A 14,375-nucleotide genomic window follows, 5' to 3' on the forward strand; every position below is an offset into this window, starting at 1 on the left:
TCCACGGTTTCCACTAAACCAATGTTTTCTGTAGCCCATTAACTGACAGCAATCTTTGTGAAAGCAGCTTTTAAAAGTATTCGATGGGACCCAATATGGTAAAAATCGGGCAGATCTGAGTGTCAATAAATAACCAAAATGACAATTTAGAGAGAAATGCACTAACTGTGAGGGAATTACGAACACATATTGATTAATAAGTCAGCAAAAAATTAGTGCCATCTTGCTTTACTAGCTCAGAAACTTTATCACAGTGTGTCCCAAGAAATACTTTTTCCTCTGGGGATTTTGACTCCCCGAATCCACGTTCCTATTTCTCCTGTACAATAAAAGTGCAATTATCAAGACCGTTATAAAAGTCAACGAAAACAAGATATTATCGTAGATGCAGGAAAACACGTACACCCAATGCATATCGGGGCCCATAATCATGTTATTTCAGGTAGCACCTCTAATACAGGTTCAGGAGATGCAATACCTATTATTAATTCATATGTTAAATTAATGAGCTGGTACCGCACAACATAACTTATAACAACCTTAGTAAAAATAACTAAGGTCTAACTTTTTTAAGCCAAGTACGAATAAACATTCTCCACAGAGCCAATTTGATTTGAGTGATAATTGTACGTTTTCTATTTTTGTTATCTATTTTTGTCGGTGGATAGTTTCTTTCCCCAATTGATGAATTTAAAAAGTTAGGAGAATGGTGAATTACTGGCGGGATAATGCCTTTTAATTTAATTACACCCTGCTCTCTGAACAGTTTCCAATCATCAGCAACGAATCTAACAGGCTGTAAATATTGATATAGTTTTTTAGCTGTGGTCAAATTTAATACATATCCAAATGTACCAGCCGCGTCAATCACATTTACAATGTTGTAGTTATCAATTAGTGGCTTTTTGAATGAAGCGAAATATTCATTGGTTTTATTCAATAGAAAAACATATGGTTTTGCACTAAGAGCTTGAGGATATTTTTCTAAAGAAGACAATACCGTACACAAATTATCATTAAATTTTACATCGTCTTCTAATATAAGAGCGATAGGTATATTTTTATCTATCATTTCCTTATACACATTGATATGACTCATTGAACATCCAACCTCGCCAAGTGTGAGTGAGATGTTATCAAAATTAGAACATGCATATTGGAGCTGTTCCGTAGTTAATTCTTTACCGTATACCGCATTGATAAATTCTGCATCAATGTCTATTTTTTGTAGTTGCTCTTGTATTGCTTTTTTTCTATCTACATCTTTTTCAAGATTGATAACAAAAATTTTCATAACACACCATTATAGTTAAGTTATAGTGATAGCTTACCACGATGAGCACTAACCATCCAAGTCATCAAAGTAGCAGATCAGACTTTTTAGCTCTCTCACAAAACTTTTTCCAATCACTCTTTGGTTTGGTGAGGAAGATTAAGATGGATATTATCAAATTGAGTGGGACGCATTTAGGACAAACATCGAAAGATCATCAAGAGTAACCATAGATACCTTCGGTAAGGTGGAACGTGTGAGCGCTGATAAATACGATAATTGGTTAATTTACAATGTGACTCTACTCACTTCTAAGCTGTAGGTCACAGGTTTGAGTCCTGTAGGTGTGTAAACGCACCGTAGTATTCATCTGGAACATACAGTGTTCTGCTGTTGCAGCATGTCGCGTAAATTGAAAAAGTACGTCATCTGATGATAAAATTCTCGTGCTGCATTTTTTATCAAAATATGTGGGTTTACTTTAGTGTAAAGGGAAACTGTTAGAATTTGGACGTGATCAGCTATAATTGAGCTATTTAAATAGGATTGATGTTTGTATACTCATCACGAATTACTGGAGGATATTATGGATAAGTACAGCTATTCTAGCATTGAACATTTAAAACATTGTCTGATGGCAGAAGTGGTATGTTCTGATATAAAAAAATTCACTTGGGGCAGAGCGATACGGCGTACATGGCAATACCCTAAAAGGAGATTCAATTTCTGGTGGCGAATTGCTAACTATCTTTACTTATCTAATAAAAACCCCAAATTAGCAGAATATATAAATAACAAGCTAAGATCTAAATATGGCTGCGATATCGGTCTTGGTGCTCACATCGGCGTAGGACTGAGTATATATCACTATGTTGGACTAGTAATAACTAATAGAGCAATTATCGGAGAAAACTTTAAAGTAAGACAAAATACTACTATTGGAGTGCAATCTACTTATAATGATGGTGGTGTTACTATAGGTGATAATGTTACTGTAGGTGCAAATGTTTGTATTATTGGAAACTATATTACCATTGGTAATAATGTATTGATTGGCGCCATGTCTTTTATTAATAAGAATATTTTATCAAATTCGGTATGTTATACTCCTAAATCTGAAAATATTAGAATAAATACAAAAAACACATCTCTTCTTTAAAAGAGATTTCTATAAACCCTCAAGCAAGCGGATTCGATTAATAAGTGCATTTTTCAGGAATGGTGGTCAGTTGCTATAGTAGCCATCTTTCTAGCAAAAGGAAAATGCACTGTGACCTATAAACTCTCAAATTTATTTCTTTGATTTCAGATTCAGCACCTTTAATCAAAGTAGGTAACCCTATTCTTTTCAAATTGAAATATCAGATCAAGTCTCAACTAATACATCTAGTTATTTTCGCCATATTAACTCCATTTAAAAGTGTAGATAAATTTTCAAATTATATCAGAGTATGGATATCGTTGGGAAATTGAACACGGGTTCAGGGAAATAAAGCAATATATGCTGAAAAACGAGCTGATTCTGAGAAGTAAAAAATCGGAGCTTATCGAGCAGGAGTTGTGGGATGTTGTACTGGCGTACAATTTGCTGCGTTTTATGATGATTCAGATGGCGTATAGCCAGAAAGAAACAGAACCTTACCAAATAAGGCTTGCCTCTATCTTACAGGTCAGTTGAGCCTATTACCCCAAGTCTCTCTTGGAAAAATACCTCAGTTTATGTCTCAGTTGCTTGATATGTCTGAAAGCTTTGTGCTGCCAGTAAGAAGGGAAAAGCATTACCCAAGGACAGTGAAAAAAAGCCGCAACGATATCCGTTACGGCATTCATAATTATCTTAACTGACAAACATTACTCAATCGACGCTGTTTTTGTAAGGCCCGAATCATAAGCTCCTCACTGTTTTAATTGATATGTGATTCCGCCCAAAGACCCATGCTTAGTAAAGATTAGAGTAACTGATGGATAAAAGTTAAAGGTGTTCCATTTTTAGAAGTAGGAGGACTTCTCATCCCTCAGAAGCTTAGGCCATTTATGAAGTGGATAAACAGGAGAAGGTGCTTTACAAGTTAATCCCAAGAATAAGGTGTAATAATTCTCAGTTAGCTGAATGACTGGGAATTACCCCACTGGAGGTAATTAAACTTTATCATCCCACTTATCATCAGTATCATAGGGAATGTTCAATGAAAATTTAATACACTTATATGTGAGATATGTGAGATATGTGAGATATGTGAGAGTTCTGATTTTGGGAAAATTTATTTTCTAACAATATGCTAGGGTAAAACAAAAGGTTGTAGATAGGTAGATAGATAGTTTAATTTAGAACAGATATTATTCATTAATTATTGGAAATAAAAGCAATTTTGGTTTAAGATAGCTGTATCAGTTAGACTTGTCCATCAATCTTATAGTGACAACGCAAAGGACATCAAAGTAGTGAATGAACTAGAATTTGTATACATATCAACTCTTATCATCTTATCTTATGTATCTCAAAAATGAGAACTTGGAAAGCATCTAAGACATGGGGTTTATGTGGGAAAAACGACTAGATTATCTACCTTTGAATTCCATGAAGGAGCAAAATATCGTTTTGCTGAAAGTATCATTATAGTATAGGATTATGCTTCTACATGAATGAATATCTAAAAATTTTGAGGAACAAATTATTTATCATGGATGTGATATTTTCCCAGAATATATAACCAAGTCAATTTATAAACACGGCCTAAAAAATAATCTTAATTTAAATCATAGACAACCAAGTTGATTAATTTTTTTAATTATACAACATAGTAAGATAAAATATGTTACATAGAGAACCTGCCATATCAGTAATAATGTCTGTTTTTAACGGACAAGAATTCCTGTTTGAAGCTATAAATTCTATTTTAGAACAAACGTTTAAAAATTATGAATTCATCATAGTTAACGATGCTTCAACTGATAAAACTTCCAATATACTTTCAGAGTTTGCTGTTAAAGACAAAAGAATAAAGATAATTAATAATGCCAAAAATATGGGATTGGCTCGCTCACTAAATATTGCGATATCAGAAGCAAAAGGTAACTTTATTGCCAGGATGGATGCTGATGATTATTCATATCCCGACAGGTTATTAATACAATATCAACATATGAGTAAACACTCTGATACTATCGTTTGTGGAACATCAATGAGAACATATGAAGAACTTAGAAATAAAGTTCCTCCTTTGAGCCATGAAGAAATAGTTTCAAGTATTGTATTCGATTGCCCATTTTATCATCCTACTGTGATGATTCGAAAAGATATTTTACTAAAATCAGGTATAATCTATCCTGAAGATTATGAAAAAGCACAAGATTATGGGCTATGGACTGAATTATTTTTAATTTCAATCAATAATAATTATAAATTTATTAACTTACCTGATACATTATTGAAATATAGAACACATCCAAATAAAAATAGAAATGAATACTTTAGTGAACAACAATCTTATGCTGCAAAATCCCAGCTTAAATTAATACATGCATTAGGCATTGATATTGACATTGAAAGTATTATAAAAATAAATTCTTCAGAAAAACTATCATCAAATGAAGTTGTTTATTTAGATAGCATATTAAAAACCATAATAAATAAAATCAAAGTTTCTTTACCTGTCAAGTGTAAGAAGCATATTCAAAAAATTTATATAGCAAAAAAATTCAAATTATACTCCCGAACTAATACTAGTGACTTATTAGGTCTTTTTCTAAAAATGTATTCTAGATTTCTATATTTATCAAATAGGGAAAAAATAAAGTCAGTACTGTAATATTGTAAAGTACGATGGAGAACTACTATGAAATCTATATTATCTATTATTGTTACTGCACACAACTTTGAGCCATTTATTTCTAAATGTTTAAATAGCATTCAGAAATGTATTAAGACATATTCAAACAATATAGAAATCATATTGATAGATGATAAATCAACTGATAACACATCTAATATCATGATGGATTTTTCAAATTCAGTAAAATCTTCTAAGTATTTTAGAACTGAATTTGGAAATATAGGAAAGGTAAGAAACTACGCCATACAAAACTGCAATGGTCAATATATAACATTTATTGATGGAGATGATGCTTTGCCTACATTTGACATAAACCAAGTGATAGGATTCTTAATGTCAAATGAAGTTGACATTCTAATATCCAGGATTAATGATGTAAAAAAAGACTCTGACTACATAGAGAAATCAATTTTTGCATCATCAACAAAGTTGACACAGCACAAAGCTATACAAGAATTTTTAATTCATAAAAAGTTCCAGGCGCATTTATGTAGTAAATTTTTTAATAAAAAATTATTTAATAACCTAAAAATCCCTGAAATTTCATGTTATGAAGATGCGCTTATATTTCCTGATTTATTGCAAAAAAGCAGTAATATCTATATAACAAATTCTGTATTTTATAATTATATAAAGCGTAACAATAGCTTATCAAATAATATTACTAATCAGAAAGCTGATATTATGGCTGATGTAATTTCATATATGAATAATAAATTTGGTGATAAATATCAAAACATTGTTGCAACCCATGCTATTGAGCATCTTTTAAAGAACGGAGACATATTATCCTCTGAGAGGAAATTAGCTCTTAAAGCTCTAATCAAAAATATAAGTAAATTCTCCTTTTTTATCGATCCAAGCGTGAGATTTAGTTTTAAGAAGAAACTACTGAAATTGTAAAAAGAAGGCTATGCACAGCATAGCCTTAGCCATAATTTTTTTATTCTGTTCTATACTAACCTATCAACTTAGTATATGAATTAATATTTTATAATTACTGTATTAGCACCAGCGTTTCCTGTATTGCCTGAAATTGTATGGTTATGCAATCTATCAATATAGTCACCAGTGAGCATACACATACTGTTAGTATTGGCATTGGTGCCCACTCTATTTCTGGAACAACAACTAATATAGGTTCAGAAACTGCAATAAACATAACAAATTCATATATCAAGTTGATAGGTTGGTATCAAAGTATATGATATTAATAATTACTGCCCTATTTATGGGCAGAATTATTATGGGAAAAGTAATCGACCAATGCTTTCTCTGATACACCAGCGATCTTTATATTCGTAGGTAGGTTTTCCAAATGAAAAACGCATTGCCTTATTTTCTTCGTTACATTTTTTCCACGCATTTTGCGTATTCAGCCACATTATTATAGTCCCTACAGATAATTTGGCTAACTCTGTATTTAACCCAATATTTATGTAATCGAAAGTTGACCATTTTGGATTATCTGATTTCATTATTAGCTGAAATGCTGCTGGTTTCCCTTGATAAAAAAGGATACTACCAAACACCATACTGCGAAACTTTTGGATGAATTTTATGTTTTCTTCTCTTTGACCTGGATATACACCTCTGCGCATCTTGAAGAGTTCAAAATAAATATCTACTAATTCAGAGGCACTATATTCACATTGGTCTATTATCTCTCCCCCTTGCTCAAGGAATCGTCTAACTTCTCTTTTTCTTGAATTCTTCGTACTGGATGACATCATCTCTGGATTCTTTGCCAAACAAATTTGTCGCCGGGCATTCAATTTGTAAGTAACATTCATAATAGAGCTTGCGTTTATCTCTGATACAATTTTACCTTTAAAAGGAAGTAAGCTTTTTTTCTCAGTAGATAGAGGCAAAATTAATTCGTCTTTTGGCACAGGCAAATTGAGATGTTTAGTAATTTCGGAAGTGAAATAATCATTAGCCAGATATCTATTGTGCCATACACATAAGGCCCCCGTGAGCTCATCATTTCCATTAGTTCTCACAAAGAATCGTTCTCTACATTCTGCGTGTGAGTGCAAATAATCAAGTACATCAGGATGTGTTGAAAAATTGCCGCCAAACTTTTTATAACAATAACGGTATTCAGACTCTCCAGCTTCTGACCACCCTGAAAAATAAGTCTTTATGTTTAGAATATTCAATGATGCTACCTCTATATAAATCTAAAATGGATTATAATTATGGTAATCTCCATCTTTCATGATGATAAATGCCACACATGTCAAATGTTTCCAGCGACATATTAGACTGTTTATGGTTATAAAGCCACTGCTATTCGGCGGCAAACATACTATGTATTAGCAGAAATTTAGGTAATGTGTGTCAATAAAGGACCAAACAACCCTGTAATTACTTTAGTTGCTCTGACCATATTGTACCGAACTTTCTTTGACACGATTATCAATACGCTGCTGCTTTCCGGAAAATTCAGACAAATCAACGTCGATAACAAACTAGCTATCAACATATTGATATTCTGTGTTTTTTGCATAAATTAGATAGCCAACACCCTGAGTATGTTTAATTTACATACTATTTTAGACTATATCTTCTACTGTTAATAAAATAGTCTCACTAGCCACTATCGCAATGTCTTCTTTATTATTTTCAGTACATAACGCAGGAATAATCAAACCATCCGCAGTGTTTTCCATCTTTCGGCAACTCAATATCTATTAGAGAAAAACATAATAACCTACAAGGTATTACAGATTTGGCAGTGTTGATAGGTAGATCTTTGTTAGGATACGGAACCGGGAGTATCTTTCCGATTATTGGTGACTCCTTCCATCACTTTCTAAGTTCGTATCCAACAGCGACAATTCTTTTATTAGGTCAGTTGATTTCATATATCCTCTTAACCTAACATCAACATACGCACGCATACATAAAAAGTAAATTTATTTATCTTAAGTGAACTGCGGGTAAGAGAATTGGCTAATGCGTAATTTTGCAGAATATAACGTTATGGTAGGTCTGCAAGAGCGACTACTTGAGATGCATTGAGCAAAGTAACGCTGATTTTCTGTATATTTATCACTCAGTCGTTGCTCGTAATTCCATCATGGTTAATATGTTTCTTTCTCAATCATTATTTTAGTTATTTATTGACACCCAGATTCACCCGATTTTTACTATATTAAGTCACATTGAATGCTTTTAAAAGCTGCCTTGACAAAGATTGCCGTCAATTAATGGGCTACAAAAAATATTGGTAAACCAGTTTTCAAAATACTCAATAGGACTAAATACGGTAAAATTAGCCATGCATATATTTAAGGATTATTTTGTTTACTTTATCCTGCTACTATGATTTATTATCACGTGGCATATTATGTATATTTTCCTACACTGAGGGTTATAGTGATATTTCTGTGTTATATGGTTTTTTTATATTGCAAGCAAAGTATTCAGGTTTACAATTTTCGTTTAGGCTTTTCTTTAACTAAGATTTCTTTTATTCACATGATGAAAAATACATAGTATAGTAATAATAGAGAATTCGGTTGGATGAAGAAATTGAGCCTTCGTTTTTTCTACTTTTCGAAAGCTAAACTACGTTTTACTATTACACGATACTCTATTGATAGATAAACATGAAACTTACAAAGAACCACTTAATCAAGCTATTACCAGTTGTTGCACTCTTCATTTTTTGCCTTTTAGCTCATATAGCTTTAGGCTATCGTTTAAAAATAGCGTATGTGTTTGCTATATTCTCTATTTTTCTATTACTAAACAAGGCCACGGTGGTTTACAACCCCCTGCTTATCGTTCTTGGTATAGTAGCTCTCGTTTATGCCCCTATCGGGCTTACATATGGCTCACCAAACTTCAACTCAATTCTTTCGTTATTCTATACAAACGAACAAGAGGCTAGTGAATTCATCTCTTCTATTCCAACTGAACACTATCTTTTTAGTACGTTTATTTTGATCTTTTGTTTGTTATCTCTGAAAGTAAGCATTAATTTACATAGAAATGTTAATGTTCTTCTATTTTCTTTTGCATTAATTACTACAATACATCACCCTTTAAAAGCTTTTATACAGGGTAAGGAGTTCAATATTCTTGACTCTGGACTTCCTGAAATTAGAGCTGTCAAAGATGTCACTATCAACTTTATAAGGGTAAAAAATGAATATAAAAAAATGCAACAAATACTAAGTGAAAAAGATACGTGGGGAACAGTATCGGCAAAATCAAAATATAGCACCTACATTGTTGTGATTGGAGAAAGTGTACGTAGAGATTTTATGAATGCGTATGGATTCCCGATACATAATACACCTTTTATGAGCACTACTAATGGGACGCTTTTTACAAATTATATCTCAGCAGGTCCATCAACCCAAATATCACTGGAAAATTCATTAGCGATGGTCAAAGATGGTAAAAATATTTTAAGCAATAATATTGTTACATTAGCAAAAAAAGCTGGCTTTTATACTTACTGGATATCAAATCAAGGTTCTATGGGGATATTTGATACCCCGGTTGCCAGTATGGGTGCAAGGGCTGATTCTCCATTATTTATTAAAAAAGGTGAATCCAGTTCTGGTCTTAATAGGAATATGCCAGATACAAATATAATACCGATTGTGAAAAAAGCCCTAGAGGATAAAAAAGAAAAGAAGCTAATTGTTATTCATTTAATGGGTTCTCACTCCCCTGCTTGTATCAGAGCGAATTATGAATATAAAGTTTTTTTTAAATCAGAGCAGGTTTCTTGCTATATACAGAGTATTGAAAACACTGATGACTTGCTATCAATAATTACTGATGAAGTGCATAAAAATGAGAAGAACTGGTCTTTGATGTATTTTGCTGATCATGGAGTATCTTTCTTTGAGAAAGATACTAAGAAGATGAGACTTGCTCATAATGATAAATATAAACAGAATTATCAGGTTCCTATGTTTATTACATCTTATGATGATACGTCACGTAAGATTATTAACGCTCAACGTAATTCAATGAATTTCTTAACTCTATTTTCAGAGTGGACAGGTATTAAAGAGTCTACAATACCTGAGAATTGTAAAATGTTGTCTAATGAAATATGTGAAAACCAAGATGATGTTCTGAACTTTAGTAATAAAGTCATGAAATACATCTCATTACCAGAAGATAAAATTCCAAGATGAGTTTTTATATTATGAAAAATATAAATAAGGTCTGTGTTGGCATTGATTTCTAGATGAAATTAACTCATGACAAAGATAAGAGTAGGTGAGCAATGAATATTATGATAACAAATTTCCATACAGGTAATGGCGGTGGTCATACAACATATATCATGAATATAGTTAAATATTTTGATTATAGTAAAGGAAAACTGTTGATTGCTTGTCCACCTGAAAGCAGATTGTACAAAGAACTTACCAGTTCCGGGTTTAATAATGTTGTTCCTCTTTATTTTTTCTGCAAGCTTAATAAACTCAAACAACTCGTAACAACCTGTAAGGTTTTGTCACAAATTGTCATAAGACAAAAAATAGACATAATTCATACTAATGGAACTTCTGACAATAAAACCGCTATTCTCGCAAGAATACTTTTCGGAATGAGATGTAAAATAATCTATACAAAACATAATCATTATCCTGTATCTTGGTTATCCAAAATCAGGTTGAAAAAATTCAATGAAAGAATTATTTTCGTGAGTGACTCCACTAGAAATCAATGTTCCTCTTTTATCTCTGATAAACAAGTTGTTACTATAAAAAATGGTATTGATACCGATAAATGGAAAACTGAACATTCAGTTATAGAAAAAGGAAAAATAACACTTATTTCCTCTGCTGGAACCGCTGAACACAAAGGGTGGTATTTTTTGATAAGATGCTTAGCAAAGAATAAAGAGCTATCTGATAAATTTCGTATAAAAATTATTGGACGTACTCCTCACCAAGGAGACATAGATAAATTAGTGAGTGTTCCTTTCTCCCACGTCGATATTAAATTTACTGGTTATATTAATGATGATAAAAAAATTATTAATTATATGGAAAATGCTTCTATAGGGTTTGTTTTATCTACTGATTGTGAAACTATCAGTTTTGCTTGCAGAGAAATGATGGCTTGCAGTTTGCCTGTTATTGTCAGTGATTTCGGAGGGTTACCAGAAAATGTTGATCATTGTGTTAATGGTTGGATCACAAAAGCAGGGGATGAAACATCAATATATAATGTTTTAAATTTGATTGCTAATTTAGCATCTCAAGAGTTAAAAGAATTATCTGAAAAAGCCAGAGAAAAAGCAGTTAATGAGTTTGATGTGAGAAAAATGGTTTCAGAAACGATAAGTACTTATAGTTCTGTTTGTAACGCTTAAATTTAAAAATTTACGGCCTGAGGAGCAGGCCGTTGTTATTTTACTTTGGTTGTTCAGGCCAGATAATTTTTGATGCTAATGAAGTATCAATGCGATTAAGTGATACTCGATACCTTTTCCATTCTAGTAATAAGGTTTTTTCCTCGTTAGTTGCTATTCCTAAATCAATAGCATCCTGCAAAGGCTGAATTACCTCATTTGCAGCAATCATTTTTTCTGACTTTTGGTTCTTTGCCTGCTGTCGTTGCTCTTCCAGTGTATAAATGCGTTTAATGATTTTCTTACCGTCAAAAAACCACCCATCTGTGATAATTATCTCCGTTGGTACATATTCTGATGCAAGTTCAGCAACGGATAAATAGATAGGGAATAAACTAGATATATCCTTTGATATTGAAGTGATAACGCCATCTTTATTGAATGTGAATTTGATAGTTTCTTCTAAAAATTTTTCTTGAATCTGATACCAGTCATTGCCTTCATCATCTCTTAAGTATTGAACACAAGATATGCCACCTTTTGGAATATAAGGTGTAAAAATACCAGTTTTCATAATGTCACCCTAGATTGAGGAGATTGTTACCCAAATACCATTTATGTATGCTTGTACAGGGCGATAATGTACACTGGCAAGGTGCTGTCTTCCTGAACTCCACATTACTGTACCCAAGCCAACAAGGACATGCCCAGAAGGAGCAGACCAGTCTTTTGTCTCGTTTGTCCATCCTCCCTCTGTTACCCAACTTCCAAGTCGTAAATTAATCACCCCAACAGCGTTCTTCAAGGCGTAACGATTATCACATTCACCTGTGGTATATGCACCTATCTCGCCCGGTGACGGCTTTTTTCTTGTTGTATAAATATCAGTCCAATCTTCCTCAAACCCATAACTATCACGAGCAGAACGATAAGCAATCCCTCCATTTCTGTAATGCACTTTTAACTGAAATGCCGGACAACTTCCAATTCCGTTACAAAAGTGAGCAACAAGCTGACTGTCCCCAGGACGCCGCAAATCATATAATCCCGTATCTACGTTCCAAGGGACTTGATTATTAACAGAGTATGTTCCTGTTAATCTAAGCCTAAACGCCCCCACATCCCCCGCACTCAAACTAATATCCCCACTCAGCGCCTTACCATTAATTTTCCGACTACTCGGCACCGCACTTTTCGCCAATTCCACGGTTTCCACTAAACCAATGTTTTATGGAATTTATAAACTAGCAGTAACCCTATGTCGAAGCAGTGTGCTGGGGCATTAAATGGGGATGGAAAAGGTAAAAACTGGCTATATTTGTGTATTAATAAATGACCAAAATGGCGATTATGGGAAATAGAATTGTGATTGATGAAATTATGAGCAAAGATTGGGTGTAAAACAACCCATCAATGATCAGAACAGATCACATATATTGGCAAAATACGCGTCTTCCCCAATCATGGTGGAAACGGATTGGTTATGAATTGTACCAAGTTACCGTCTTTTTCTACTTTGCGTATTCTAACTCTGGAGATTTGTTTAGCTAAATAAATTGGAGAGTTACCTGTAGTCTTGTATAAGATTTGGTAACCATATCAAAATAGGCAACTCTCAATTTAGGATAAAGCTACAACTAACACATCCAAATTTATTTAACAGAAAACTCTATATTCACACTTCGATTTCTTACCCAGTAAGCTTGGCTGTTATAACAAATCTGGCCTCCGCAGATAGCATTTTCAACTATATCAGGACATCCTTTAATTAATGTATACCATTCTGGGCCAGAGCCATCTGAATTTGCATGACCACGGCCATGCCGAAATGTTAGTGTACAATTTTCTGTGTCTGTATTGGCGACATTAATATAACTAACATTCCAATTTACAGTTTTAGTTGCATTTGTACATCCATCTGCCCAGTTATTATTATCCTTCAAGTTTCCAAGATAAGTTTGACCTGCTTCTAAACGTATTTTTTCGTCCCCACTATCATACATGCAATTAGATGATTGTGTAACAAGGGTAATACTCTTTGTCGCTGATGAGTTTTTAATTTGTAGTGCATATGTGGCTGATAAATTGGAAATTTTACCTTCTGAAACTTCCAATGTCGCCTCCTTATCGGTAATGTTTTCTTTTGTCTCAGTAGCTAAAGCTAATTGTGTTGACGAAGCTAAAATCACAATAGTTGTACCAATTAAAGTTTTTAAAGTGATCATATTAATAAACTCCTTTGATGAAATTATTCGGAACTTCATTAGGTGATTTTTGTGAGTCAATTTTCACCCGTCAGATGGCTTTATAGGATATTAAGAGCTCATCCCATTAGTGTTATTTATTTGCACTTAAGCAAGTGTTGTTGAACGTCATTGATATCGTAACGATAATTATAAGTATAATTCATATTTTTATATGTTGAGTTATTTTTGTAGAAAATTAATTTGCTAATATATGTTGGGATGTAACCTGGTGAAATATTGGTGAATATATATTTTACGGATGTGATTTATTATGTAAATAATAACGAGTGGTTTTTTTAACTTTAAAATAATTCCATTGATTATAAAAAATATCATCTATATTTTTGTTGTTTTAATATAATTAGAGGTGATGTTTATCATATTAAACTTGAGCAAAACTGAAAGATTTTAATTGATTTTATTTTATATTTATCAGTGAAAATGAAAAAGGCCAGCAAATGCTGGCCACAGATTATTGACAAAGTGCTGGTTTTTTATCCGGCACTTTGCTTTAATTAAATTCCGTTTACCCGACGGAGCTTGCCGCCATGTTAAGAATCGCCCCTCCCCAGACGTTTCCCCCCGAAACGCACCGACTACATCCCCGCCAGCAGCAGCGGAAAAAAGGACGCACCGACCGTGGCCCCGAGGAATTGGGATTAAACCGGGCCCAGGAGCATATAAAA

12 protein-coding genes are annotated in these 14,375 nt (G+C 33.2%); 7 read left to right on the forward strand and 5 right to left on the reverse strand.

From position 1 onward, the window contains the following. Positions 1-553 precede the first annotated feature (553 nt). Positions 554-1,294, reverse strand: coding sequence for a glycosyltransferase family 25 protein (locus V2H77_RS02490; protein WP_341497532.1), 741 nt, complete (start codon positions 1,292-1,294; stop codon positions 554-556). Positions 1,295-1,859: 565 nt separating this feature from the next. On the opposite strand from V2H77_RS02490, the gene V2H77_RS02495 reads away from it, so the two are divergent. The 5 genes from V2H77_RS02495 to V2H77_RS02515 all read left to right on the forward strand — a co-directional run bounded on the left by V2H77_RS02495 (position 1,860) and on the right by V2H77_RS02515 (position 6,009). Further along, positions 1,860-2,432 (forward strand): serine O-acetyltransferase, encoded by a 573-nt coding sequence (locus V2H77_RS02495; protein WP_341497533.1) that lies wholly within the window; start codon positions 1,860-1,862, stop codon positions 2,430-2,432. Between the two features lie 342 nt (positions 2,433-2,774). Then, positions 2,775-2,951 carry a hypothetical protein gene (locus V2H77_RS02500; RefSeq protein ID WP_341497534.1) on the forward strand — a complete coding sequence of 59 codons (177 nt, stop codon included), beginning with the start codon at positions 2,775-2,777 and terminating at the stop codon, positions 2,949-2,951. A gap of 41 nt (positions 2,952-2,992) precedes the next feature. Then, a complete protein-coding gene (locus tag V2H77_RS02505) occupies positions 2,993-3,118 on the forward strand; it encodes a hypothetical protein (protein ID WP_341497535.1) in 126 nt (41 codons plus the stop codon). Between the two features lie 968 nt (positions 3,119-4,086). Further along, positions 4,087-5,082 (forward strand): glycosyltransferase family 2 protein, encoded by a 996-nt coding sequence (locus V2H77_RS02510; protein WP_341497536.1) that lies wholly within the window; start codon positions 4,087-4,089, stop codon positions 5,080-5,082. 27 nt (positions 5,083-5,109) lie between these two features. Then, positions 5,110-6,009, forward strand: a complete 900-nt coding sequence (locus tag V2H77_RS02515) for a glycosyltransferase family 2 protein (protein WP_341497537.1) — start codon at positions 5,110-5,112, stop codon at positions 6,007-6,009. A 341-nt stretch (positions 6,010-6,350) separates the two neighbouring features. On the opposite strand, the gene V2H77_RS02520 is transcribed toward V2H77_RS02515, so the two are convergent. Then, positions 6,351-7,268, reverse strand: coding sequence for a GNAT family N-acetyltransferase (locus V2H77_RS02520; protein WP_341497538.1), 918 nt, complete (start codon positions 7,266-7,268; stop codon positions 6,351-6,353). A 1,455-nt stretch (positions 7,269-8,723) separates the two neighbouring features. Between V2H77_RS02520 and V2H77_RS02530 the strand changes: the two genes are divergently transcribed. Beyond that, on the forward strand, positions 8,724-10,274 hold the full coding sequence (locus tag V2H77_RS02530) for a phosphoethanolamine transferase (protein WP_341497539.1): 1,551 nt from the start codon (positions 8,724-8,726) through the stop codon (positions 10,272-10,274). A 92-nt stretch (positions 10,275-10,366) separates the two neighbouring features. Continuing rightward, complete coding sequence (locus tag V2H77_RS02535; protein WP_341497540.1) at positions 10,367-11,464, forward strand: glycosyltransferase family 4 protein; 1,098 nt, start codon at positions 10,367-10,369, stop codon at positions 11,462-11,464. A 40-nt stretch (positions 11,465-11,504) separates the two neighbouring features. Here the strand turns inward: V2H77_RS02535 and V2H77_RS02540 are convergent, their stop codons facing one another. The 3 genes from V2H77_RS02540 to V2H77_RS02550 form a co-directional block, all read right to left on the reverse strand. Continuing rightward, positions 11,505-12,017, reverse strand: a complete 513-nt coding sequence (locus V2H77_RS02540; RefSeq protein ID WP_341497541.1) for a tail fiber assembly protein — start codon at positions 12,015-12,017, stop codon at positions 11,505-11,507. 9 nt (positions 12,018-12,026) lie between these two features. Then, positions 12,027-12,650, reverse strand: a complete 624-nt coding sequence (locus V2H77_RS02545; protein WP_341497542.1) for a tail fiber protein — start codon at positions 12,648-12,650, stop codon at positions 12,027-12,029. A gap of 445 nt (positions 12,651-13,095) precedes the next feature. Further along, on the reverse strand, positions 13,096-13,668 hold the full coding sequence (locus tag V2H77_RS02550) for a hypothetical protein (RefSeq protein ID WP_341497543.1): 573 nt from the start codon (positions 13,666-13,668) through the stop codon (positions 13,096-13,098). Positions 13,669-14,375 lie beyond the last annotated feature (707 nt).

This window comes from Photorhabdus sp. P32 (assembly GCF_038085095.1).
In the GTDB taxonomy this organism is placed as follows: domain Bacteria; phylum Pseudomonadota; class Gammaproteobacteria; order Enterobacterales; family Enterobacteriaceae; genus Photorhabdus; species Photorhabdus luminescens.

Coding starts and splice junctions, on each gene's coding strand:
- V2H77_RS02490 (WP_341497532.1), bottom strand. CDS start 1,294: ATGAAAATTTTTGTTATCAATCTTGAAAAAGATGTAGATAGAAAAAAA.
- V2H77_RS02505 (WP_341497535.1), top strand. CDS start 2,993: ATGTCTCAGTTGCTTGATATGTCTGAAAGCTTTGTGCTGCCAGTAAGA.
- V2H77_RS02500 (WP_341497534.1), top strand. CDS start 2,775: ATGCTGAAAAACGAGCTGATTCTGAGAAGTAAAAAATCGGAGCTTATC.
- V2H77_RS02540 (WP_341497541.1), bottom strand. CDS start 12,017: ATGAAAACTGGTATTTTTACACCTTATATTCCAAAAGGTGGCATATCT.
- V2H77_RS02510 (WP_341497536.1), top strand. CDS start 4,087: ATGTTACATAGAGAACCTGCCATATCAGTAATAATGTCTGTTTTTAAC.
- V2H77_RS02530 (WP_341497539.1), top strand. CDS start 8,724: ATGAAACTTACAAAGAACCACTTAATCAAGCTATTACCAGTTGTTGCA.
- V2H77_RS02515 (WP_341497537.1), top strand. CDS start 5,110: ATGAAATCTATATTATCTATTATTGTTACTGCACACAACTTTGAGCCA.
- V2H77_RS02495 (WP_341497533.1), top strand. CDS start 1,860: ATGGATAAGTACAGCTATTCTAGCATTGAACATTTAAAACATTGTCTG.
- V2H77_RS02550 (WP_341497543.1), bottom strand. CDS start 13,668: ATGATCACTTTAAAAACTTTAATTGGTACAACTATTGTGATTTTAGCT.
- V2H77_RS02535 (WP_341497540.1), top strand. CDS start 10,367: ATGAATATTATGATAACAAATTTCCATACAGGTAATGGCGGTGGTCAT.